This window comes from Vagococcus fluvialis (assembly GCF_048815235.1).
In the GTDB taxonomy this organism is placed as follows: Bacteria; Bacillota; Bacilli; order Lactobacillales; family Vagococcaceae; genus Vagococcus.
In genome coordinates this window covers 58,315-80,857 of record NZ_JBMEAO010000008.1, presented here as the reverse complement: position 1 = coordinate 80,857, position 22,543 = coordinate 58,315, and the positions used below count along the sequence as shown (strand labels likewise).

Annotated in this window: 22 protein-coding genes; 21 read left to right on the top strand and 1 reads right to left on the bottom strand. The window is 33.9% G+C overall.

The features are described from left to right. Positions 1–96 precede the first annotated feature (96 nt). From lepB to ACODH8_RS06740, 11 genes are all read left to right on the top strand, one after another. On the top strand, positions 97–639 hold the full coding sequence (lepB, locus tag ACODH8_RS06790) for a signal peptidase I (RefSeq protein WP_332465292.1): 543 nt from the start codon (positions 97–99) through the stop codon (positions 637–639). A gap of 16 nt (positions 640–655) precedes the next feature. After that, complete coding sequence (gene ylqF / locus ACODH8_RS06785) at positions 656–1,498, top strand: ribosome biogenesis GTPase YlqF (protein WP_332465293.1); 843 nt, start codon at positions 656–658, stop codon at positions 1,496–1,498. Continuing rightward, on the top strand, positions 1,498–2,265 hold the full coding sequence (locus ACODH8_RS06780) for a ribonuclease HII (RefSeq protein WP_332465294.1): 768 nt from the start codon (positions 1,498–1,500) through the stop codon (positions 2,263–2,265). Before ylqF ends, ACODH8_RS06780 begins: the two co-directional genes overlap by 1 nt. Before the next feature lie 60 nt (positions 2,266–2,325). Then, positions 2,326–3,201 carry a DNA-processing protein DprA gene (gene dprA, locus ACODH8_RS06775; RefSeq protein ID WP_332465295.1) on the top strand — a complete coding sequence of 292 codons (876 nt, stop codon included), beginning with the start codon at positions 2,326–2,328 and terminating at the stop codon, positions 3,199–3,201. 114 nt (positions 3,202–3,315) lie between these two features. After that, a complete protein-coding gene (topA, locus tag ACODH8_RS06770) occupies positions 3,316–5,397 on the top strand; it encodes a type I DNA topoisomerase (protein ID WP_332465296.1) in 2,082 nt (693 codons plus the stop codon). A 111-nt stretch (positions 5,398–5,508) separates the two neighbouring features. Beyond that, the gene (gene trmFO / locus ACODH8_RS06765; RefSeq protein WP_420503569.1) at positions 5,509–6,822 is read left to right on the top strand and encodes a methylenetetrahydrofolate--tRNA-(uracil(54)-C(5))-methyltransferase (FADH(2)-oxidizing) TrmFO; all 1,314 of its coding nucleotides are present in this window, start codon (positions 5,509–5,511) and stop codon (positions 6,820–6,822) included. 166 nt (positions 6,823–6,988) lie between these two features. Next, entirely contained in the window at positions 6,989–7,879 is an 891-nt protein-coding gene (gene xerC / locus ACODH8_RS06760; RefSeq protein WP_332465297.1) for a tyrosine recombinase XerC, read from the top strand. Positions 7,880–7,894: 15 nt separating this feature from the next. After that, positions 7,895–8,443, top strand: coding sequence for an ATP-dependent protease subunit HslV (gene hslV, locus ACODH8_RS06755; RefSeq protein WP_332465298.1), 549 nt, complete (start codon positions 7,895–7,897; stop codon positions 8,441–8,443). A gap of 13 nt (positions 8,444–8,456) precedes the next feature. Beyond that, positions 8,457–9,854 (top strand): ATP-dependent protease ATPase subunit HslU, encoded by a 1,398-nt coding sequence (gene hslU, locus ACODH8_RS06750; RefSeq protein WP_332465299.1) that lies wholly within the window; start codon positions 8,457–8,459, stop codon positions 9,852–9,854. A gap of 28 nt (positions 9,855–9,882) precedes the next feature. Next, a complete protein-coding gene (gene codY, locus ACODH8_RS06745; protein WP_332465300.1) occupies positions 9,883–10,683 on the top strand; it encodes a GTP-sensing pleiotropic transcriptional regulator CodY in 801 nt (266 codons plus the stop codon). A gap of 14 nt (positions 10,684–10,697) precedes the next feature. Then, entirely contained in the window at positions 10,698–11,570 is an 873-nt protein-coding gene (locus ACODH8_RS06740; RefSeq protein WP_332465301.1) for an aldose 1-epimerase family protein, read from the top strand. 43 nt (positions 11,571–11,613) lie between these two features. Here the strand turns inward: ACODH8_RS06740 and ACODH8_RS06735 are convergent, their stop codons facing one another. Then, positions 11,614–12,444: a pyruvate, water dikinase regulatory protein gene (locus tag ACODH8_RS06735; RefSeq protein ID WP_332465302.1), complete on the bottom strand. Its 831-nt coding sequence runs from the start codon at positions 12,442–12,444 to the stop codon at positions 11,614–11,616. Positions 12,445–12,531: 87 nt separating this feature from the next. Between ACODH8_RS06735 and ACODH8_RS06730 the strand changes: the two genes are divergently transcribed. The 10 genes from ACODH8_RS06730 to glyS all read left to right on the top strand — a co-directional run bounded on the left by ACODH8_RS06730 (position 12,532) and on the right by glyS (position 22,430). Then, positions 12,532–12,966, top strand: a complete 435-nt coding sequence (locus tag ACODH8_RS06730) for a Fur family transcriptional regulator (RefSeq protein WP_332465404.1) — start codon at positions 12,532–12,534, stop codon at positions 12,964–12,966. Positions 12,967–13,076: 110 nt separating this feature from the next. Then, positions 13,077–13,253, top strand: coding sequence for a 30S ribosomal protein S21 (rpsU, locus tag ACODH8_RS06725; RefSeq protein ID WP_086343118.1), 177 nt, complete (start codon positions 13,077–13,079; stop codon positions 13,251–13,253). Between the two features lie 119 nt (positions 13,254–13,372). Continuing rightward, on the top strand, positions 13,373–14,332 hold the full coding sequence (locus ACODH8_RS06720; RefSeq protein ID WP_420503575.1) for a PhoH family protein: 960 nt from the start codon (positions 13,373–13,375) through the stop codon (positions 14,330–14,332). A 32-nt stretch (positions 14,333–14,364) separates the two neighbouring features. Beyond that, positions 14,365–16,563 carry an HDIG domain-containing metalloprotein gene (locus ACODH8_RS06715; protein WP_332465304.1) on the top strand — a complete coding sequence of 733 codons (2,199 nt, stop codon included), beginning with the start codon at positions 14,365–14,367 and terminating at the stop codon, positions 16,561–16,563. A gap of 2 nt (positions 16,564–16,565) precedes the next feature. Continuing rightward, positions 16,566–17,042 (top strand): rRNA maturation RNase YbeY, encoded by a 477-nt coding sequence (ybeY, locus tag ACODH8_RS06710; protein WP_332465305.1) that lies wholly within the window; start codon positions 16,566–16,568, stop codon positions 17,040–17,042. Continuing rightward, entirely contained in the window at positions 17,026–17,421 is a 396-nt protein-coding gene (locus ACODH8_RS06705; RefSeq protein WP_332465405.1) for a diacylglycerol kinase family protein, read from the top strand. Before ybeY ends, ACODH8_RS06705 begins: the two co-directional genes overlap by 17 nt. A gap of 18 nt (positions 17,422–17,439) precedes the next feature. Next, the gene (gene era / locus ACODH8_RS06700) at positions 17,440–18,345 is read left to right on the top strand and encodes a GTPase Era (protein ID WP_332465306.1); all 906 of its coding nucleotides are present in this window, start codon (positions 17,440–17,442) and stop codon (positions 18,343–18,345) included. 67 nt (positions 18,346–18,412) lie between these two features. Next, positions 18,413–19,183, top strand: a complete 771-nt coding sequence (gene recO / locus ACODH8_RS06695) for a DNA repair protein RecO (protein ID WP_332465307.1) — start codon at positions 18,413–18,415, stop codon at positions 19,181–19,183. Between the two features lie 276 nt (positions 19,184–19,459). After that, positions 19,460–20,356: a glycine--tRNA ligase subunit alpha gene (glyQ, locus tag ACODH8_RS06690; RefSeq protein WP_332465308.1), complete on the top strand. Its 897-nt coding sequence runs from the start codon at positions 19,460–19,462 to the stop codon at positions 20,354–20,356. A gap of 1 nt (position 20,357) precedes the next feature. Continuing rightward, a complete protein-coding gene (gene glyS / locus ACODH8_RS06685; RefSeq protein ID WP_332465309.1) occupies positions 20,358–22,430 on the top strand; it encodes a glycine--tRNA ligase subunit beta in 2,073 nt (690 codons plus the stop codon). Positions 22,431–22,543: the final 113 nt, after the last annotated feature.

Sequence of the window (22,543 nt, the reverse complement as noted above, 5' to 3'; positions counted from 1 at the left end):
ATTAACATTCAAAGGAAACTTATTTTTTTGCCCTTTTAGCTAGCTATTTATAAAGATTTTCTATATCATATATAGTGGAAGAAAGACGGTGAATAGATGGAAAAAAAGATTGTGGATATTCTTTGGCACTGGATTAAAATGCTTGTTATTTGTGTTCCTTTTGTCATTATTTTAAAAGCATTTATTTTCATACCGGTTGAAGTTACTGGTAAATCCATGTCACCAACATTAAAAGAAAATGATTTTATTATTATGGAAAATTTCAGCCAAATTGATCGCTTTGATATCATAGTCTTTACTGCCCCAGATGGGAATACCTATATCAAACGAGTAATTGGTTTACCGGGAGACCGTGTCGTCTATTCAAAAGACCAACTTTATATTAATGGAGAAAAGGTGAGTGAACCTTTTTTAAATGATGTGAAAAAGAAAAAGAACGAGTATGTTTTTACAACTGATTTAGACACAAAAGATTTAATTGGCTCCGAAAAAATACCTAAAAATCAATATTTTGTTTTAGGTGATAATAGAAGACTAAGTAAAGATAGTCGCTCTTTTGGAACTATAAGTGATACCTCTGTGCTAGGTACAGCAAAAGTTGTCTATTACCCGATTTTCCATAGTAAGATTGTTAAGTAAATAGGAGTGTGAAAGAATGACCATTCAATGGTTCCCTGGTCATATGGCCAAAGCGCGACGTGAAGTTGCAGAAAAATTAAAATTAGTAGATGTGGTATTAGAAATCGTAGACGCAAGACTACCCATGTCTAGCCGAAATCCAATGTTAGATTCATTAATTCAACAAAAACCACGTATTATTTTATTAAATAAATCAGATCTAGCAGATCCAATTGAGACAGCGAGATGGAAAAGTTATTTTGAAGCTCAAGGACATGCTTGTTTAAGTATTAACGCAAATGAAGGCAAAGGAATTAATAAAATTGTTCCAGCTGCTAATGAATTATTAAAAGAAAAAATTGAACGACAAAAACAACGAGGAATTAAACCAAGAGCTATTCGAGCGATGTGTATTGGTATTCCAAACGTTGGTAAATCGACTTTACTAAATCGTTTAGCAAAACGTAATATGGCGAAAACTGGTAATACACCAGGTGTCACTAAAGGGCAACAATGGTTAAAAACTGGGAAAGATTTAGAGTTACTTGATACACCAGGGATTCTTTGGCCAAAATTTGAAGACCAAGTGATTGGTAAAAAATTAGCTCTGACTGGTGCCATAAAAGACACACTACTTCACATGGATGACTTAGTTTTATTTGGTTTAACTTATTTCCAAGCACATTACAGTTCTCAATTACAAGAACGTTATCAGTTAACAGACGAAGAGATTAAGGATACACCAGTGAACATTTTACTACGTATCACTGAAAAAAGAGGGTACAAAGAGGATTATGACCGTGCAAGTATTATGATTGTCCAAGAAATTCGTGATGGTCGATTAGGTCGATATACCTTAGATAAGGTGGAAGATTATTAATGAAACCTTTGACAACTAAAGCAATCAAAGAAATCCTTCTTGAGGTGACTTCTTTAGATGACGAACGCCTTGTTCTATATCAACAAGATGAACGGAAAAGTGTTCAACAATTAGTTAAATCAACTATCAAACGCATTGATAAACAGATTCAACTTGAAAATCATTTCCAAGAAATGAAAATTTATGAAAATAACGCAAGACAACAAGGCTTTTCTTTCATAGCAGGGATTGATGAGGTTGGTCGTGGCCCATTAGCTGGTCCAGTTGTTTCAGCAGCAGTTATATTACCTGAAAATTTTCATTTAGTTGAAGTTAATGATTCAAAACAACTTTCATTAAAAAAACGCGAAGAATTATTTGACCAAATTATGGAACAGGCCCTAGCAGTTGGGATTGGTATTAAGGATGAGCAAGTGATAGATTCAGTTAACATTTATGAAGCAACAAAACTCGCTATGAAAGAAGCTGTTAGCGAATTAGCCGTGAAACCAGATTGTTTACTAATTGACGCTATGGCATTAGATTTAAACATCCCCCAAGAAAAAATTATTAAGGGAGATGCTAAAAGTATTTCAATTGCTTGTGCCAGTATTATCGCTAAAGTAACTAGGGACAAAATGATGGAATCGTACCACGAACAATACCCTGGCTATGGGTTTGACAAAAACTCCGGTTATGGAACAAAAGAACATTTAGAAGGGTTAAAATTACAAGGAATTACTCCGATTCATCGTAAAACTTTTGCCCCAATTAAAGAGATGATTTAAATGAAACCTCCAATTTTACGTACTTTACTAATAAAGTAGTGTAAATTAGGAGGTTTTTTTATGGAATATAGATTGTTTATTTTTCAATTGAAGCATTTAAAAGGAATTGGTAATAAAGGATTATTAAGGATATTAAATCACTACATAGAACATCCGGAAGAACCTATAGACGTTATCACATTTATTAAAATTGGTCGTGTCAAAGCGGTTTATCATAGCTTATTTCAGGAATCTTTTATAGAAGCATTTAAACTAACACACGAAGATTTTCATTATTTTTTAGATCATTATTCTTTTATAACGATTATGGAAGAAGAGTACCCTGAAAATTTAATTGAAAGTTACAATCCCCCAATCGCGTTATTCTACTTAGGCAATATTAATTTATTAAAAGAAACCAATCGATTAGCTGTTATCGGTTCAAGAGAGGCTAGTCATTTTGGAAAAGAAATGGTTTCTATAATAGTTCCAGAGTTATGTCAAAAAGAGATTTGTATTGTTAGCGGCTTAGCAAAAGGAAACGACACTTTTGCCCATCAGGCAGCCATTCGAAACCATGGTAAAACGATAGCTGTTATTGGTTCAGGTTTAAATATTTTTTATCCGAAAGAAAATGAAAATTTACAGCAGTTTATAGGGCGTGAGCAGTTGCTTCTTTCTGAGTATTTACCAGGAGTTAGACCTTTAAAATATCATTTTCCAAGTCGCAATCGAATTATTGCAGGAATTAGTCGTGGAACTTGTGTCATTGAAGCAAAAGAAAAAAGTGGGACTTTTATAACAGCTCAATTTGCTCTTGATGAGGGACGAGATGTCTTTGCTGTTCCGGGAAATCCTTTATCTAAAAGCTCTGAAGGTTGTTTAAAATTAATTCAAGCAGGAGCTAAATGTATTTGGAAAACATCCGATATATTAGAGGAATGGTATCTTAGTTAATATTTTTTTTAGTAACTTACCTTGACAAGCCTCTCCTTAATGGACTAAGATAGTTTACGATTGTTGAACACAAAAAAATAAAACATAAATTAAGTTAGAGAAAGGGATTAAAACATGAGTTATAAATATCTAGTAATCGTAGAATCCCCAGCTAAAGCAAAAACTATTGAAAAATATCTTGGTCGAAACTATAAGGTAGTCGCAAGTGTAGGACATATTCGAGATTTACCGAAAAGTAAAATGGGAATCGACATTGAAAACAACTATGAACCTGGTTACATCAACATTCGTGGTAAAGGACCAGTTATTAAAGAATTAAAGAAATATGCGAAAAAGGCGGATAAAGTTTACCTCGCAGCCGATCCGGACAGGGAGGGGGAAGCCATTGCCTGGCACCTCGCCCACATTTTAGATTTGGATTTAGAAGACAATAACCGAGTTGTATTTAATGAGATTACAAAAGATGCTGTTAAAGCAGCTTTTAAAGAACCTAGAAAAATTAATGTTGATTTAGTGGATGCCCAACAAGCCCGTCGTATCTTAGACCGTTTAGTTGGTTACTCTATTAGTCCAATACTATGGAAGAAAGTGAAAAAAGGATTGAGTGCTGGTCGTGTTCAATCGATTGCTCTAAAAATGATTATTGATCGTGAAGAAGCAATTCGAGCTTTTGAACCTGAAGAGTATTGGAGTATTACGGGAGATTTTGTTAAAGGAAAATCGAAGTTTAAAGCAAACTTTTACGGAATCGATGGCAAAAAGTTAAAACTAAGTAATCAAGAGGAAGTAGCTGCCGTTACTGAAAAGTTAACAGGTCGAGATTACGAAGTTACTAAAGTCACTAAAAAAGAACGTAAAAGAAATCCAGCAGCTCCGTTTACAACAAGTAGTTTACAACAGGAAGCAGCTAGAAAATTAAACTTTAGAACTAGAAAAACCATGATGGTTGCTCAACAACTTTATGAAGGAATCAAACTTGGTAAAGGACAAGGAACTGTTGGTTTAATTACTTATATGCGTACAGACTCAACTAGATTATCTGATACGGCTAAAACAGATGCTTTTAACTTTATTACTGAAAAATATGGCAAAGAATATACAAATGGAGAGCCTAAAGTTAAGAAAAATGCTCAAGGGGCTCAAGATGCCCATGAGGCAATTCGTCCATCAAGTGTTTTAAGAACACCTGAATCAGTTAAAGAATTTTTAGATAAAGATCAATTTAAATTATACTCATTAATCTGGTCACGTATGGTAGCCAGTCAAATGGCACCTGCTGTCTTAGATACGATGAGAGTAGATTTAGAACAAAATGGTGTTAAATTTGTAGCCAATGGTTCTAAAATCAAGTTCCAAGGTTTCATGAAAGTCTATATTGAAGGCAAAGATGATGGTAAAGAAGACAAAGAAAATATTTTACCTGAATTAAATGAAGGCGACGTTGTTAAATCTGCAGATATTGAACCTAAACAACACTTTACCCAACCACCAGCAAGATTTAGTGAAGCAACTTTAATTAAAACACTAGAAGAAAATGGGGTAGGTCGACCTTCTACATACGCGCCAACTCTTGAAACCATTCAACGTCGCTATTACGTTAAATTAAATGCTAGACGATTTGAGCCAACGGAGTTAGGTGAAATTGTTAATACCTTAGTAGTAGAATTTTTCCCTCAAATTGTTGATGTTAACTTCACAGCTGAGATGGAAAAAGACTTAGATAAAATTGCGATTGCTCAAGAAAACTGGGTAGATGTGGTTGATAGATTCTACAAACCATTTGCTATTGAGTTAGAAAAAGCAGAAACTGGCATTGAAAAAGTACAGCTTAAAGATGAACCAGCTGGCTTTGACTGTGAAGAGTGTGGCAATCCAATGTTAATCAAACTTGGAAAATACGGGAAATTTTATGCATGTAGTAACTTCCCTGATTGCCGCAATACAAAAGCGATTGTTAAGAAAATCGGTGTGACTTGTCCAACTTGTAAAGAGGGAGACGTTATTGAGAAGAAAACGAAGAAAAATCGTATCTTCTTTGGTTGTGATCGTTACCCTGAATGTGAATTTACATCATGGGATCGTCCAATTGGAAGAGATTGTCCGAAGTGTTCTCATTACTTAGTTCAGAAAAAAGTACGTGGTGGTCAACAAATTATTTGTAGTGACTGTGATTATAAAGAAGACGTGCAAAAATAAAAAGCTTGTCTATTGTAATTAAAATTGTGTATAATACAAACGTCGAGGGACTAAAACATTATGTTTTAAGTCCCTTTATTATTTTTTTACTTGAGGAAAGAGGGTTAAAAAATGTCAGAAATGAAAGTAACAGTCATTGGAGCGGGACTTGCAGGAAGTGAAGCCGCATTCCAAGCAGCTGAAGCAGGGGTCAAAGTTGACCTATACGAAATGAGAAAAATTAAAAAAACACCAGCTCATCATACAGATAAATTTGCAGAATTAGTTTGTACGAACTCACTTAGAGCAAATAGTATCACAAATGGAGCAGGTCTTTTAAAAGAAGAAATGCGTCAGTTAGACTCAGTGATTATCGCTTCAGCTGATAAACACCAAGTACCAGCTGGTGGAGCATTAGCAGTAGATAGAGAAGGTTTTTCTTCAGAAGTGACTGAGCGTGTAAGTAGTCATCCAAATATTACGGTTCACCATGAAGAAATCACGTCCATTCCAGAAGAAGGGATTACGATTATTGCGACTGGTCCTTTAACATCTGAACCTTTAGCCGAAAGTATCAAAGAATTTACTGAATCAGACGGGCTGTATTTTTATGATGCGGCAGCACCAATCATTGATAAAAATACGATTGATATGGACAAAGTCTACTTAAAATCTCGTTATGACAAAGGAGAAGCAGCATATTTAAACTGTCCAATGTCTAAAGATGAGTTTTATGCTTTTAGAGAAGCTTTAGTAACTGCGGAAGTGGCTCCTTTAAAATCATTTGAAAAAGAAAAATTCTTCGAAGGATGTATGCCGATTGAAGTTATGGCTAACCGCGGAGAAAAAACAATGACATTTGGTCCATTAAAACCAGTTGGATTAGAAGATCCTAAAACAGGTAAACGTCCTTATGCCGTTGTCCAATTACGTCAAGATGATGCAGCTGCGTCACTTTACAACATTGTTGGCTTCCAAACCCATTTAAAATGGGGCGAACAAAAACGTATCATCCAAATGATTCCAGGATTGGAAAACGCAGAAATAGTGCGATACGGGGTAATGCACCGCAATACTTTTATGAACTCTCCTGAATTATTAGAACCAACTTACCAATCAAGAAAACGTCCAACACTTTTATTTGCGGGACAAATGACTGGGGTAGAAGGTTATATTGAATCAGCAGCTAGTGGTTTAGTAGCAGGAACGAATGCAGCTCGTCTTGCTAAAGGTGAAGAACCAGTTGTCTTCCCTCAAACAACAGCTATCGGAAGTATGGCATACTATATTACGCACACATCAGGTAAACATTTCCAACCAATGAATGTTAACTTTGGTATCTTCCCAGAGTTACCTGAACGTATCCGTGATAAAAAAGAGCGCTACACAGCCATTGCGAATCGTGCTTTAGAAGATATGAAAGCTGTAGTTGCAGAAGTGAAATAACAAATAAAAAGACTATCATTTTTTAGATAGTCTTTTTCTTTTGTTTAAAATATGAATAAATTGTGTCATTTTAAAGTAAAATTCATTAAATTCTGACAATTCATTTGTGTTAGATTATTGATTGTGTTACATTGTTCTTGTAATTTATTGGAAAGGATTACATCATATGAAAGACTTAGAAGATTTTTTAAAGTACCTTATTATCGAAAGACAATACTCAGAGAAAACAAAAGAAGCTTATGAAGATGATATAACAGATTTCTTTTTATTTTTAAAAGAATCAGGCAATGATGATTATTTATTAGTTACTTTGCAAGACGTACGAATCTACTTAGCTTATTTACATGACAGAGAGTACAGTCGAAATACGATTAGTCGAAAATTATCAAGTTTAAGATCTTTTTATCAGTTCTTAATGAAAAATGATTTATTAAGTGAGAATCCTTTTTCATATGTTCAAATGAAGCGACAGCAATCTAAGTTACCTCGTTTTTTTTACGAGAAAGAACTTAACGCTTTATTTGATTCGGCTGAAGGAAATCGTCCACTAGATTACCGAAATCAAGCAATCTTAGAAGTTCTTTATGGAACGGGCATTCGTGTTAGCGAGTGTGTCAACATTAAACTTCAAGATATTGATTTTGACGCATCAGTTGTTTTAATATTTGGAAAAGGTGGTAAAGAACGTTATGTACCCTTTGGTTCTTTTGCAGAAGACGCTATTCGAACCTACTTAACAGAAGGTCGAGATGTTTTAATGACAAAGACTACAGATACTCATAGTTATCTATTTGTAAATAACCGAGGAGCGCCTATAACTGACGCTGGTATTCAATACGTTTTAAAAAAATTAATTGAAAAAAGTAGTCTAACAACGGATATTCATCCTCATATGTTTAGACATACTTTCGCCACTCATTTATTAAATAATGGAGCTGACCTTAGAACGGTTCAAGAATTACTTGGCCATTCTAGTTTATCTTCTACACAAATTTATACACATGTGACAACTGATACCTTACAAAAAAATTATCGCCATTTTCATCCGCGAGCTTAAGAAAGGAATTTTATTATGGGATATACTACATTTCATTCAACAACAATTTGTGCCGTTGAAAAAGACGGCAAATTCGCCATGGCAGGTGACGGACAAGTAACGATGGGGGAATCTGTCGTAATGAAAGGAACTGCTAAAAAAGTACGTCGTATTTATAATGGTGAAGTAATCGTTGGTTTTGCTGGGAGCGTGGCTGATGCCTTTAACTTAGAAGAAAAATTCGAAGGCAAATTAAACGAATATAAAGGAAATTTAATGCGTGCTGCTGTTGAATTAGCTATGGAGTGGCGCAGTGATAAAATGATGCAAAAATTAGAAGCAATGCTAATCGTTATGAACGACAAAGAAATGCTTGTTGTTTCAGGAACAGGTGAAGTAATAGCGCCAGATGATGGTATTCTAGCTATCGGTTCAGGTGGAAACTATGCCTTAGCTGCAGCTAGAGCTTTAAAACAAAATGGTAAAGAGGAATTGACAGCAGGCGATATCGCTAAAGCTGCTTTACACGTAGCTGGCGACATTTGTGTTTATACCAACCACAATATTATTTTAGAAGAAATTTAAAGGACTGAAAAATATGACAACTAATCAAAAAACACCTAGAGAAATTGTAAGTGAATTAGATAAATATATTATTGGACAACATACAGCAAAAAAATCAGTATCTGTTGCTCTTAGAAATAGATACCGTCGTATGCAGCTAGATGAAGACATGCAACAAGAAATTACACCGAAAAATCTTTTAATGATTGGACCAACTGGTGTTGGTAAAACTGAAATTGCTCGCCGTTTAGCTAAAATTGTTAATGCGCCATTTGTTAAAGTGGAAGCAACTAAATTTACTGAAGTGGGTTATGTGGGCCGAGATGTCGAATCAATGGTTAGGGATTTAGTAGAAGCAAGTATTACAATTGTTAGAAAAGCGCAATATAGCCGAGTTTATTCTCAAGCATTGAAATTAGCTGAAGATCGTTTAGTGAAACTACTAGTTCCAGGCATTAAAAAAGAGAAAAAACAAAAAAACAATCAATTTGACATGATGATGCAAATGATGAGTAACATGCAAAGTGGCGTTGAAGAAGAAACGGAAGAAGTCACAGATTCAATTCGTGTGAGCCGTGAAACAGTCCAATCCCAACTTGAAAAAGGTTTACTTGAAAACCGTGAAGTGACCATTGAAGTGGAAGAGAAAAAAGCAACTCCTGCGATGAACAATGGTTTAGAGCAAATGGGCATTGATTTATCAGATACATTGAGTGCGTTAAGTCCTAAGAAAAAAGTGAAACGCACAGTAACAGTTGCTGAAGCACGTGAATTATTAATTCAGGAAGAGTCTGAAAAACTAGTTAATGATGCAGATATTAATAGCGAGGCAATTAAATTAGCTCAAAATCACGGTATTATCTTCATTGATGAGTTTGATAAGATTACATCAAAATCTGAGAATTCAGGACAAGTTTCAAGAGAAGGGGTTCAACGTGATATTTTACCGATTGTTGAAGGTTCATTAGTTAATACTAAGTATGGAACAGTATCAACAGAGCATATTTTATTTATTGCTTCTGGTGCTTTCCACCTAAGTAAACCAAGCGATTTAATTCCTGAGTTACAAGGACGCTTTCCAATTCGCGTTGAGTTAGACGACTTAACAGCGGATGATTTTGTTCGTATCTTAACAGAACCAGATAATGCATTGGTTAAACAATACATCGCGCTTTTAGGAACTGAGAATATTTCAGTTACCTTTACAAAAGAAGCGATTGAAAGATTAGCTAATATTGCATTTGACGTTAACAGTGAGACTGATAATATTGGGGCTCGTCGTTTACATACGATTTTAGAAAAACTATTAGAAGATTTATTATTTGAATCTCCTGATATGCAAATGGGTGAGATTACGATTACTGAAGCCTATGTAAATGAGAAATTAGGACATATCGTTAAGGATGAAGATCTAAGCCGTTATATTCTATAATTTTGGTTAGACTAAGGAGGAGTTTTGTGTGGAGAATTTATTAAGAAAAACAAGAATGATTAACGAATTACTTCAAAGAGAAAACACATTAAGTTTATTATCAGAATTACCTTATAACCAAATGGCTGATATTTTAGGAGATATTCTAAATTGTAATGCTTATATCGTTAATAAAAATGGTGTTGTGTTAGGGTATGTGGTCAATCATGATTTTAATAACGAACGCTTACAAGCCATGTTACAAGATCAGCAATTTCCAACTAGTTATATTCGCCGATTATCTTTAGTAGATAAAACAAAAGATAATTTAAGTATCGCAGATGAAATGACTGTTTTTCCAGTAGAATTAAGAGACCTTGAAGAACAAATTGAAACCTATACGACAATTGTACCTGTTTTTGGAGCTGGTGAAAGATTAGGTTCTATTATCTTAGGGCGAATTGAACCTGCTTTTACCATTGAAGATTTAATATTAGCTGAATACAGTGCGACAGTCGTTGGTATGCAATTCTTATATCAACAATCTCGGGAAATTGAAAAAACAACTCGTGATACAACGAATGTCAAAATGGCCATTGGTACTCTTTCTTATAGTGAGTTAAAAGCTGTTAAAGCTATATTTAATGAATTAGAAGGAGACGAAGGAAGACTAACGGCTTCAACGATTGCTGATAAAATTGGGATTACACGTTCAGTTATTGTGAATGCCTTACGAAAATTAGAATCTGCTGGGATTATTGAAACTCGTTCTTTAGGAATGAAGGGAACGTACATCAAAATTATCAATCCACTTTTTAAAGAGGGACTAGATAAAGAAACGCTAATTTAATGGAGGAGTTTATTGTGAAAACTATTCTAGAAAATGATTTATGCCAAGTAACGATTAAACATCATGGTGCTGAGATTTCAAGTTTTAAATTAAAAGAAAACAATCTTGAATTTATTTGGCAAGCTGATCCAAATTATTGGGGAAGACACGCACCAATTCTGTTTCCAGTTGTGGGACGCTTAAAAGAAAATAAATATAGCTACCAAGGAACTGAATATTATATGGGTCAACATGGGTTCGCACGAGATATGGCATTTGAGGTAGAAGAAGAGTCAGCTAACAAAGTAACTTTTTTATTAACTGATAACGAAGAGACTTTAAAAGTTTATCCTTTTTCATTTGAATTACGTTTAAGCTACGAGTTGATTGGACAAGAATTAGAAGTCGGATATGACGTGAGAACGCAATCGAAAGAAATGTTTTTTGCCATTGGGGGACATCCTGCGTTTAATGTGCCACTTGTGGAAGATAGTAAATTTGATGATTATTATATTCATTTTGCCCCATCTAAGTCACGCTTTTTATTGCCTTTAAAAGGGCCTTATGTGGATTTAAAAGAAAAAACATTGGCTCAAACCAATACGTCTATTCAGTTACATCGTGAGTTCTTTAAAAATGACGCCTTTATTTTAGAAACAGTTGGTGAGAATACTTTTTCAATTTTGTCTGATAAAACAGAACATGGTATTTCCCTTTCTTATCATGATTTACCTTATGTGGGGATTTGGACGCCTTATCACAATGATGCTCCTTTTGTTTGTATCGAACCGTGGGCAGGCATTGCTGATACATTGGAAACAACAGGTAAAATTGAAGAAAAACTTGGTATTAACAAATTAGTGCCAGGAGAAGTCTTTGAACGATCATACAAAATAAAAATTCATTAAAAAAGAAGAAGTCGACTAATCAATCGACTTCTTCTTTTGGTTATTATCTGAAATAACTATGATCTTCAAGCTCAAGTTCGCTTAAAATAATTGAAGCTGTTTCTTCAATTGATTTTTGAGCCACATTAATAATTAGACAACCGATTTTTTTATATAAGTCATCTGCAAATTGGAGCTCTTCTTTAATTTTACCAATATCCGAGTAAGCAGTATTTGGTCTTAATCCGTAAGAACGCATTCTTTCTTCACGAATGGCATTCAATATTTTAGGGTCATTTGTAAGACCAACGATTTTTTTAGGATCAACTTCCCAAATTTGTGGTGGAATATGAGCTTCTGGGATTAAAGGTAAGTTAGCAACTTTTAAATTTTTGTTAGCCAAGAATAAGCTTAAAGGTGTTTTGGATGTTCTTGACACACCTAATAATAAAATATCGGCCTCTAAAAAGCCTCTAGGGTCTTTACCGTCATCATATTTAACAGCAAATTCCATGGCATTAATACGTTCAAAATAATTTTCGTTTAAGAAATGAAGTGCTCCTGGAACTCGAGAAGGTTCTGTTTGAGTACGACGTTTCACTTCATTTACAAGGGGAGATAGGGCATCTATTGTAAACAAGTTATTTTTTTGACAAAACTCATTAGCTACTTTAACTAAATCTTCTGATATCAATGTTTGAAGAACCATAGCTTCAAGGTTTTTAGCTTCTTCTAAAGCATCAAGTAAATCACTTTCTTCATAAATAAAAGTTCGTTTAATAATTTGAATTTCAACATCAGACTGATCATATTGAGCAATAGTAGCTTGAGCAAGCTTTGAAGCTGTCTCACCAGCTGAATCTGAAAGAATATACATATGTATTTTTTTAGTCATAAATTAGGATCCTTTCTTAATCTTTTTACTTATAGGTCATTATATCATATAATAGTAGTAGTGGAATGAGTAAGTGAGGTGAAGTCTGTGAAACAACAATTAGTTAGTGCGATAGATATTATTAAAGAAAATGGCTTTAAATGCACAAAGAAAAGAGAAGAAATTCTAACATTTTTAATTGAAGAAAACCGTTACGTTGGTGCAATAGAAGTATTTGATTTTATGAATGAAACGTACAGCGGAATCAGTTACGATACCATTTATCGTAATTTAAGAGATTTTTCAAAAATGAAAATATTAGAAGAAACAGAATTAAATGGTGAGAAAAAATTTAGGTTTCACTGCGATGTCACAGAATGCCATAGTCATCACCATCATCATTTCATCTGTACTGAATGCGGAGCAACTAGAGAGATAAATATGTGTCCTATGGATTTCTTTAAAGAACAATTACCTGATTTTGAGATGGAAAGCCATCGATTTGAAATATTAGGAAAATGCAATAAATGTTTAAAAAAGTGAAACTCCTAGTTGACGTTAAAAACGTGTTTGGTTATAATATTAAAGAACGGTTTTTTGTTTATTACTATATATGAAAAACGGTTACCAAAAGTTTGGAGGGAGGGAATTATATGTCAAAAACTGTAGTTCGTAAAAACGAATCATTAGATGACGCTCTTCGTCGCTTTAAACGTTCCGTTTCAAAAACTGGTACTTTACAAGAGTACCGTAAACGTGAGTATTACGAAAAACCAAGTGTGAAACGTAAGAAAAAGTCTGAAGCAGCTAGAAAGCGCAAAAAATTCTAATTATTATTAAGTAAGCAATGAGCTAATGCTCATTGCTTATTTTTTTACTTTCCTTTTTCATATCTGATATTTATGGTATTATTTATGGGTGATAGATAATAGAAGGAGTTGTAGTTTATTTGGCAACTGTAGATGAATATTCAATTGATATTAGATTAGATGATAATGTAGATGTAAACGAAATTTTTGGAACCCACGATAAACACTTGAAATTATTAGAAGATTATTTAAATCTAAGAATTACAAGTCGTGGTGAGTTTATCCGTATAAGTGGTGAAGAAACAAAAGTTACTTATGCTAGAGAGATATTGAAGAATATTCAAAAATTAGTAACCAGAGGCCATAAAATTGGTTCTACGGATATTATCACGGCCATTCAAATGGCAAAGAAAGATGAATTAGAACAATTTTTGAGTTTATATGAAAAAACGCTCATCAAAGATGCTAAAGGCAATCCGATTCGTGTTAAAAATACAGGACAAAAGACTTATGTTGAAGCAATCAAACGAAATGATGTTGTCTTTGGTGTTGGACCTGCCGGAACTGGGAAAACATTTTTAGCTGTTTGTTTGGCAGTCTCAGCTTTAAAAAATGGTGAGGTTGAAAAAATTATTTTAACTAGACCTGCTGTAGAAGCGGGCGAAAGTTTAGGCTTTTTACCTGGGGACTTACAAGAAAAGGTTAACCCTTATCTAAGACCGATTTATGATGCGCTGTACACGATTTTAGGGATGGAGCATACAAATCGTTTGATGGACCGTGGAGTGATTGAAATAGCTCCTCTAGCCTATATGAGAGGGAGAACTTTGGAAGAATGTTTTGTTATCCTTGATGAAGCTCAGAATACAACGAAATCACAAATGAAGATGTTCTTAACACGTTTAGGAAACCGCTCAAAAATGGTTATAAATGGTGACCAAAGTCAGATTGACTTACCAAGAGGAGTGGATTCTGGATTAATTCACGCGATGAGTATCTTAAAAGAAATAGATAAGATTAAATTTGTAGAGTTTTCAGTATCTGATGTGGTTCGACATCCAGTCGTAGCTGATATCATTAAAGCTTATTCAAATAATTAATAAGTTTAAATCCTTATTAAAGGAGGGTAGACATGAAATTTGATATTAAAAAAATTCCAGATATGATTGGTAAAAAGTATATTCCAATTGTATTAACTATTATGTCTTTAGTGTTATTTGTTGTTATGAGAAGTAGCGTGGCTCAAAAGCAAATTGTATACAAAGAAGGACAACTTGCTGAAGATACAATAAGAGCCAATAAGACCATTGAAAATAAAGTCGAAACCGAAGAAAAACAAAAAATTGCTATGGAGAGTGTCACTCCTGAATATAGCTTTGACGCCAATAAAGCAAAAACGCAAGTTGATTTGGTAACATCATTATTCGATATGGTTAATAAAACAAATGAAGACGCAGATGCTGTGTATAATGAAAAATTAAATGCAGCAAAAGACAAAAAAAGTGTTTCTCAACTTAGTGCAGAAGAAAAACTGCCAATGCTTAAGTCTCAATTTGAAAAATTGAATCAAAATAGTCTAGCTTATTTCCAGTCATACCCAGACTCGTTTTACGAAGGATTATTCAACTTCAATCCAGAAGAGTTACAAGGAATAAGGGAACAGAGTATTTCGGTTGTAGAAACGGTTATGAATAAAAAAATTAGAAATTCTAATTTACAAATGGAAAAACAAGCAGCAAAAGAGCAATTACAATATGTTAACATCACAACAAGTATGAGAAGCTATGTTAACACTGTGATTGACAAGAGTATCGTTGTAAATGAAGTTTTAAACGAAAAAGCAACGGAGCAACTAAAACAAAACGCTAAACATAATGTGCAACCAGTTATTGTTTTCCAAGGTGAAATTATTGTGCGTGAAGGTGAACAAATCGATGCTAAGGCAATGGACAAAATTGAAGTTTTAGGATTGAACAATCAGTCTACCTCAGTTTTTCCAATGTTAGCGTTAATCGTAACCTTAATGTTACAACTTGGTTTAATTGCTTATATTATTAAAACTCAAAATGAAGAAATCAGTGCTGTTAAGAGTATTACTTTTTACGCTGTTTGTATTACCTTGGCTATTTTCTTTATGAAGATGCTGTATTTATTCCAAAAAGATACTCTAAGTAATGTGGCGTTACTTTTCCCAGCAGCTTTTGTTCCTGTTATTCTGACCATGTTTATGAGCCGGAAATGGGGCTTACTAGTTGCTATGTTCCAAGCAATTTACTCTATTTTTATTTTCTATAATCTTGCTGGAACAACTAGTTTACTTGTTATTACGTTGTTTTATGCCTTTAGTGGCTGTATCGCAACCTTCTTAGTTAAACGTAGACTAGAAACCCAATTAAAATCTGCCTTTTTCTTATTGATAATTGTCCCGTTCCTATTTATTGCTATATTAACGGCTTATCAAGGTTTAGACTTTGGCGATAGTAAAACATTAACGAGTCTATTTATTGCGGTAGCAAGTGGTATTTTCTCTTTTATCCTTTCAATAGGTTTACATCCTTATATTGAACTGATGGTGACTGATGATAGTGTGATTGTCTTAAACGATTTAAGTAATCCAAATCACCCATTACTTAAGAGGTTATTAGAAGAAGCACCTGGAACGTATCATCATAGTATGATGGTTGCTAGTCTTAGTGCTAACGCGGTCGCAGCAATCGGTGGTCGTTCACTATTAACTCGAGTAGCTTGTTATTATCATGATATTGGTAAAATTAAACATGCTAACTTCTTTGTTGAAAACTTACCTGATGGAGCTGAAAATCCACATAATTTCTTACTGCCATCTGATAGTAAAGAGATTATCTTTTCTCACGTAACGGAAGGTGTTAAGATTTTAGAAGAAGCAGAAATGCCTCAGTTCGTTATTGATGTCTGTCAACAACATCATGGAACCACTTTAATGAAATATTTTTATGTTAAAGAACAAGAGCGTAATTCAGAAACCATTGAAGAAAGCTTTAGATATCCAGGACCAAAACCTCAGTCTAAAGAAGCTGGTGTTATTAATATTGCTGATAGTGCAGAAGCGGCTGTCAGAGCAATGGGACACCCAACTAATGATAAAATTGCTGAGTTTGTTCATAATTTAATTCGTTCACGCCTTGAAGATGGACAATTAGTGGATACAGGGTTAACATTAAAAGAAATCTCGATTATTGAAAAATCAATTGTAGATGGTTTATGTAGTACGTTCCATTCACGAATCAAATATCCGAAAATGAAATCGGAAGCAGAGAAAATGAAACAGGAACAAGAAGGAAGGAAAATTTAAAGATGGATATTACTTTAGTAGATAAGACAGCTAAATTAACAGAGGAACAAATTGAATTAGTAACGAATATTTTAGAGTTCGCTTCTAATCAAGAACCTCTAAATCTGTCCGAGGATACTGAGATGTCAGTAACTTTTGTTGATAATAAAGAAATACACGAAATTAATTTAGAATACCGTCACAAAGACGCGCCAACTGATGTGATCAGTTTTGCATTAGAAGATGAAGGAATAGACGAACTTCCTTTTGATATGGAAGACTTTGATATGCCAAGAAATATTGGTGACATAATTGTCTCTGTTGAAAAAATTTCAGAACAAGCTGCTGATTTTAATCATTCATTCGAAAGAGAGTTAGGATTCTTAGTTGTTCATGGCTTTTTACATTTAAATGGTTATGATCATATGAATGAAGCAGACGAAAAAGAAATGTTTACATTGCAAGGCAAGATACTTGATGATTATGGACTTCAAAGATAAGATGAAGACGGATAAAAATAAATCATTTTTAGAGTCTTTGAAACATGCTCTAAATGGCATTCAAACAGTTTTTAAAGAAGAAAGAAACATGACTTATCATGTTTCTTTTAGTCTTTTAACCCTATTAGCTGCTTGGTTTTTTAAAATAAATCAAACAGAGTGGCTTTTCGTGTTAACAGCAATCTTTTTAGTGTTTATTACTGAAGTCATTAACACGTGTTTTGAAAATTTAGTTGATTTAGTGACTAATCACACGTATCATGAAATAGCTAAAAAGGTTAAAGATATGGCAGCAGGTGCTGTCTTACTAGCAGCTTGCTTTGCGGTAATTGTTGGATTAATTATCTTTTTACCTAAATTGTGGCATTTAATTGCCTAAATAAGAGAGGAAAATAGTATGTTTAAAGAAGGATTCAAATCAGGCTTTGTAGCCATTATTGGTCGCCCTAACGTAGGGAAATCGACTTTATTAAACCGTGTTGTAGCCCAAAAAATCGCCATCATGAGTGATAAAGCTCAAACAACACGTAACAAAATTCAAGGTGTGTACACAACTGAAAACGAGCAAATCGTTTTTATTGATACACCAGGAATCCATAAACCTAAAACTAAATTAGGTGATTTTATGGTGGAAACAGCATACAGTGCTTTAAGAGAAGTGGATGCTATTTTATTTATGGTTAGTGCTGACCAACCAAGAGGACGCGGAGATGATTTTATTATTGAACGTTTAAAAAATGCACAAGCACCAATCTATTTAATTATTAATAAAATTGATACCATTCATCCAGATGCTTTATTGCCTATTATGGATGACTACTCACAACAATTAGACTTTAAAGAAATTATCCCAATTTCTGCAACTGAAGGAAATAACGTGGATACTTTATTAACAACCCTTACAAAGGATTTACCAGAAGGACCACAATTTTATCCAGACGATCAAGTAACGGATCATCCAGAGTATTTCATCGTTTCTGAATTAATTAGAGAAAAGATTCTCCATTTAACTGAGCAAGAAGTACCTCACTCAATCGCCGTGTTGACTGAAAGTATGAAACGTGATGAGTTTGATAAAGTTCATATTCAAGCTTCGATTATTGTAGAGCGTGATAGTCAAAAAGGAATTATTATCGGTAAAGGCGGAAAGATGCTTAAAAATATCGGTATTAAGAGTCGTAAAGACATTGAAAACTTATTAGGTAACAAAGTCTATTTAGAGCTTTGGGTAAAAGTTCAAAAAAATTGGCGTGATAAACAAAAAGACTTACAAAACTATGGTTACAAAGAGATGGATTATTAATTAACGGATAAAAAAGAAGGACAAATTGTTGTCTTTCTTTTTATTTGAAGAAAAAGGGGTGAGACGTGTGAGGCATCAGGAAGACTTTAATGGAATTGTTCTCTTTAGCCGAAATTATAAAGAAAAAGACAAGTTAGTCAAAATTTTTACTGAAACTTATGGTAAAAAAATGTTTTTTGTTAAGGGAGCTAATCGGAAAAATAATCCACTAACTGCAGCACTACAACCTTTTACAAAAGCTTGTTTTATAGGTGATATTAAAAGTGAAGGCTTATCTTTCTTAAATACCGTTAAAGAGATAACCCCCTATGAAAAAATTCAAACAGATATTTTTATTTCAGCGTATGCTACTTACATCTTGAACCTTGTAGACGTAGCGATTGAAGATGGTATTTATGATCCTGCTCTATACGGATTTACCTTAGAAGCCTTAGTTCTACTTAATAAAGAGGTTGATCCAGAAATTGTGACCAATATTTTTGAAGTACAGTTACTTCAACGGTTTGGTATTACGATTAATTGGAAGAGTTGCGCGATTTGTGGTAACAAACAAGGGAAATTTGATTACTCTTATGCTAATAACGGTTTGTTATGTGAAAAACACTGGCATATGGATGAACGACGCGCCCATTTTAATCCAAGAGGGCTTCACTTTATTCGGTTGTTCTCACAAATTAAATATGACCAACTAAATACTATTGACCTTCAAAGTGAAACAAAAGACCAAATAAGAATCATTTTAGATGATTTGTATCAAGAGTATGTGGGAATCTTTTTAAAAAGTAAAAAATTTATTGATGAAATGAAATCTTGGGAAAATATGTTGAAAAAAGATTGAAAAGTGATGATTGACAAATAGCCATTCAAGGCTTAATATAAATTTAACAATAAGATACTTACGTTGAAGGAAAAAAAGAAAAATAAACCATATCATAAGCGACTTTGGGAAGGTGAAAGCCAAAGGTTATGTTATTTTTCGAAGGCGTTCCTGAGTAATGAATGAAGCTGCCAGTTGTTAACTGGAAGTAGGGTGGAACCGCGATAATTATCGTCCCTATGTTTGATAAGGATCAAACATAGGGACTTTTTGTATTATTTTAAAGGAGGATGACAAATGAGTCACAAATTAACCGTTCAAGAAATGATTAGAACACTGCAAACATATTGGTCAGAACAAGGTTGTATGTTAATGCAATCTTATGATACAGAAAAAGGGGCTGGAACAATGAGCCCATATACATTTTTAAGAGCTATTGGTCCTGAGCCATGGAACGCAGCTTATGTGGAACCTTCAAGAAGACCAGCTGATGGCCGTTACGGAGATAACCCAAACAGATTGTACCAACATCATCAATTCCAAGTTGTGATGAAACCATCACCCTTAAACATTCAAGAACTTTATTTAGAAAGTTTAAAATTATTAGGGATTGATCCTTTACAACATGACATTCGTTTTGTAGAAGATAACTGGGAAAATCCATCAATGGGTTGTGCTGGTTTAGGTTGGGAAGTTTGGTTAGACGGTATGGAAATTACTCAGTTTACTTATTTCCAACAAGTAGGTGGATTAGAGTGTAAACCTGTTACTTCAGAAATTACTTATGGTATTGAGCGTTTGGCTTCTTACATCCAAGAAGTGGAAAGTGTTTACGATTTAGAATGGACAAATGGCGTTAAATATGGCGAGATTTTTGTTCAACCTGAGTATGAACATTCAGTCTATTCATTTGAAGTTAGTAACCAAGAGATGTTACTAGATTTATTTAATCAATATGAAAAAGAAGCTAAAATGTGTATTGAAAAAGGACTAGCTCATCCGGCTTATGATTATGTTTTAAAATGTAGTCATACATTTAACTTATTAGATGCTCGTGGAGCTGTTTCTGTAACAGAAAGAGCTGGCTATTTAGCGCGTATCCGTAATATGGCGCGTGAGATTGCTAAATCATTTGTAGAAGAGAGAGAGAAATTAGGCTTCCCTCTATTAAAACAACTAGAGGAGGAAAAATAAGATGACGAAACAATTTTTATTAGAAATCGGATTAGAAGAAGTACCAGCTCATATTGTGACGCCAAGTGTGAAACAATTAGTTGAAAAAGTAACGACATTCTTAAAAGAGAATCGTTTAAGCTTTTCAACGATTGAATCTTTCTCAACACCTCGTCGTTTTGCTTTACGTATTAACGACTTAGCTGAGAAACAAGATAATATTGAAGAAGTAGCTAAAGGACCTGCGAAAAGAATCGCTCAAACGGCTGATGGTGAGTGGAGTAAAGCAGCTATTGGATTTGCTCGTGGTCAACAAGCTCAAGTTGAAGATTTATTCTTCCAAGAATTTAACGGCGAAGATTATGTTTATGTTAATAAATTTATTGAAGGCCAAGCAGCTAAAGATGTTTTAAGTGGGTTATCAGAAGTTATCATGAGTTTAACATTCCCAGTTTCAATGCATTGGGCTAATTACAATTATAAATTTATTCGTCCTGTTCATTGGTTAGTTGCTTTATTAGACGAAGAATTAATTCCAATGACTCTTTTTGATGTTGAAAGTGGCCGTGTCAGTCGTGGTCACCGTTTCTTAGGAAAAGACACTGAAATTAAATCATCAAGTAGCTACGAAGCAGATTTAGCGGCTGAGTTTGTGGTTGTTAATGCAGAAGAAAGAAAAGCAACAATCGTGAGTCAAATTAAAGCAATTGAAGAAGCGAATCAATGGATTATTCCAATTGACGAAAAACTATTAGAAGAAGTTAATAACTTAGTTGAATACCCAACCGCTTTCATTGGTGATTTTGAAGAGCAATATTTAAGTGTGCCATCTGAAATTTTGATTACATCAATGAAAGAACATCAACGTTATTTTGAAGTACTATCTAAAGAAAATAGTTTATTAAATCACTTTATTGGTGTCCGTAACGGGAATGCTGAACATATCGAGAACGTAGCTAAAGGAAATGCCAAAGTATTAAAAGCACGTTTAGAAGATGCTGAATTTTTCTATCAAGAAGACGTTAAAATGTCAATTGATGCTTATGTAGAGAAGTTAAAAAATGTGACATTCCATGAAAAAATCGGTTCAATTTACGAAAAAATGCAACGTGTTGGAGCGATTGCTCAAGTTATAGCAACTAAAGTAGGCTTATCAGCAAGTGAAATGGAACAGTTAAAAGAAGCGAGTGCCATTTATAAATTCGATTTAGTGACTTTAATGGTTGATGAGTTCCCTGAATTACAAGGTGTGATTGGTGAGAAGTATGCCTTATTACAAGGGAAATCACCAGAAGTTGCTCAAGCTATTCGCGAGCATTATTTACCAAAATCAAGTGAAGGTGAATTACCATCAAGCAATGTTGGAGCTGTTTTAGCTATTGCTGATAAGTTAGATACCTTGATTACTTTCTTCTCAGTTGGCTTAACGCCAAAAGGTTCAAACGACCCTTATGCTCTACGTCGTCAAGCTTTTGGAATTGTTAGAATCATTGAGAATAAAGGCTGGAAATTCCCAGTTGGCTCACTTCATCAAGAAATTGAAGAAATGATTAACAACAATGAGGCATTATTTGGGATTAAATTAACTGAAACGAAACAACCTATTGATACCTTCTTAAAAGCAAGAATGAAACAATGGTTTAACGGAAAAGACTTCAGACATGACATTATTGAAGCCGTTGTTGAAAGCGAACAAACTGATTTACACCAAATGTTTGAAATTGCTTCAATTTTACGTCAACACGCTCAAACAGCTGAGTTCAAACCAACTGTGGAATCATTAACACGTGTGATTAACTTATCTGAAAAATTAGATGCTTCAATGGCTGAAGTAGATCCACAACTTTTTGAAAATGATGCTGAAAAAGAATTATTTGAAGCATTTAATCAAATCAAGTTAAATGCTGGTAAGTTATCATTAAATGATAATTTCGAAGCATTAAAAGGATTAAATCCTCTAATTGAAAACTATTTTGAAAACACAATGGTTATGGTAGACGATGAAGCCATCCGAAATAACCGACTAAGACAATTAACTGAAATTGCTAAGATGGCATTATCATTTGCTAGCTTAGATAAATTAGTTGTTAAATAAAAAACTAAGACTAAAGACTGATATTTTATGAAGTATCAGTCTTTTTTTTGTTTTATAATGAATCTGTTAGAAAAGAATGATAAAATGTTAACATGGAAGCGTATTAGACAAAG

What these genes read in the sequence shown, in the direction of transcription:
- trmFO (WP_420503569.1), top strand. Translation starts at nt 5,509, where the DNA reads ATGTCAGAAATGAAAGTAACAGTCATTGGAGCGGGACTTGCAGGAAGT.
- ylqF (WP_332465293.1), top strand. Translation starts at nt 656, where the DNA reads ATGACCATTCAATGGTTCCCTGGTCATATGGCCAAAGCGCGACGTGAA.
- ACODH8_RS06735 (WP_332465302.1), bottom strand. Translation starts at nt 12,444, where the DNA reads ATGACTAAAAAAATACATATGTATATTCTTTCAGATTCAGCTGGTGAG.
- ybeY (WP_332465305.1), top strand. Translation starts at nt 16,566, where the DNA reads ATGGATATTACTTTAGTAGATAAGACAGCTAAATTAACAGAGGAACAA.
- hslV (WP_332465298.1), top strand. Translation starts at nt 7,895, where the DNA reads ATGGGATATACTACATTTCATTCAACAACAATTTGTGCCGTTGAAAAA.
- topA (WP_332465296.1), top strand. Translation starts at nt 3,316, where the DNA reads ATGAGTTATAAATATCTAGTAATCGTAGAATCCCCAGCTAAAGCAAAA.
- era (WP_332465306.1), top strand. Translation starts at nt 17,440, where the DNA reads ATGTTTAAAGAAGGATTCAAATCAGGCTTTGTAGCCATTATTGGTCGC.
- lepB (WP_332465292.1), top strand. Translation starts at nt 97, where the DNA reads ATGGAAAAAAAGATTGTGGATATTCTTTGGCACTGGATTAAAATGCTT.
- rpsU (WP_086343118.1), top strand. Translation starts at nt 13,077, where the DNA reads ATGTCAAAAACTGTAGTTCGTAAAAACGAATCATTAGATGACGCTCTT.
- ACODH8_RS06780 (WP_332465294.1), top strand. Translation starts at nt 1,498, where the DNA reads ATGAAACCTTTGACAACTAAAGCAATCAAAGAAATCCTTCTTGAGGTG.
- dprA (WP_332465295.1), top strand. Translation starts at nt 2,326, where the DNA reads ATGGAATATAGATTGTTTATTTTTCAATTGAAGCATTTAAAAGGAATT.
- hslU (WP_332465299.1), top strand. Translation starts at nt 8,457, where the DNA reads ATGACAACTAATCAAAAAACACCTAGAGAAATTGTAAGTGAATTAGAT.
- ACODH8_RS06705 (WP_332465405.1), top strand. Translation starts at nt 17,026, where the DNA reads ATGGACTTCAAAGATAAGATGAAGACGGATAAAAATAAATCATTTTTA.
- ACODH8_RS06715 (WP_332465304.1), top strand. Translation starts at nt 14,365, where the DNA reads ATGAAATTTGATATTAAAAAAATTCCAGATATGATTGGTAAAAAGTAT.
- xerC (WP_332465297.1), top strand. Translation starts at nt 6,989, where the DNA reads ATGAAAGACTTAGAAGATTTTTTAAAGTACCTTATTATCGAAAGACAA.
- glyS (WP_332465309.1), top strand. Translation starts at nt 20,358, where the DNA reads ATGACGAAACAATTTTTATTAGAAATCGGATTAGAAGAAGTACCAGCT.
- glyQ (WP_332465308.1), top strand. Translation starts at nt 19,460, where the DNA reads ATGAGTCACAAATTAACCGTTCAAGAAATGATTAGAACACTGCAAACA.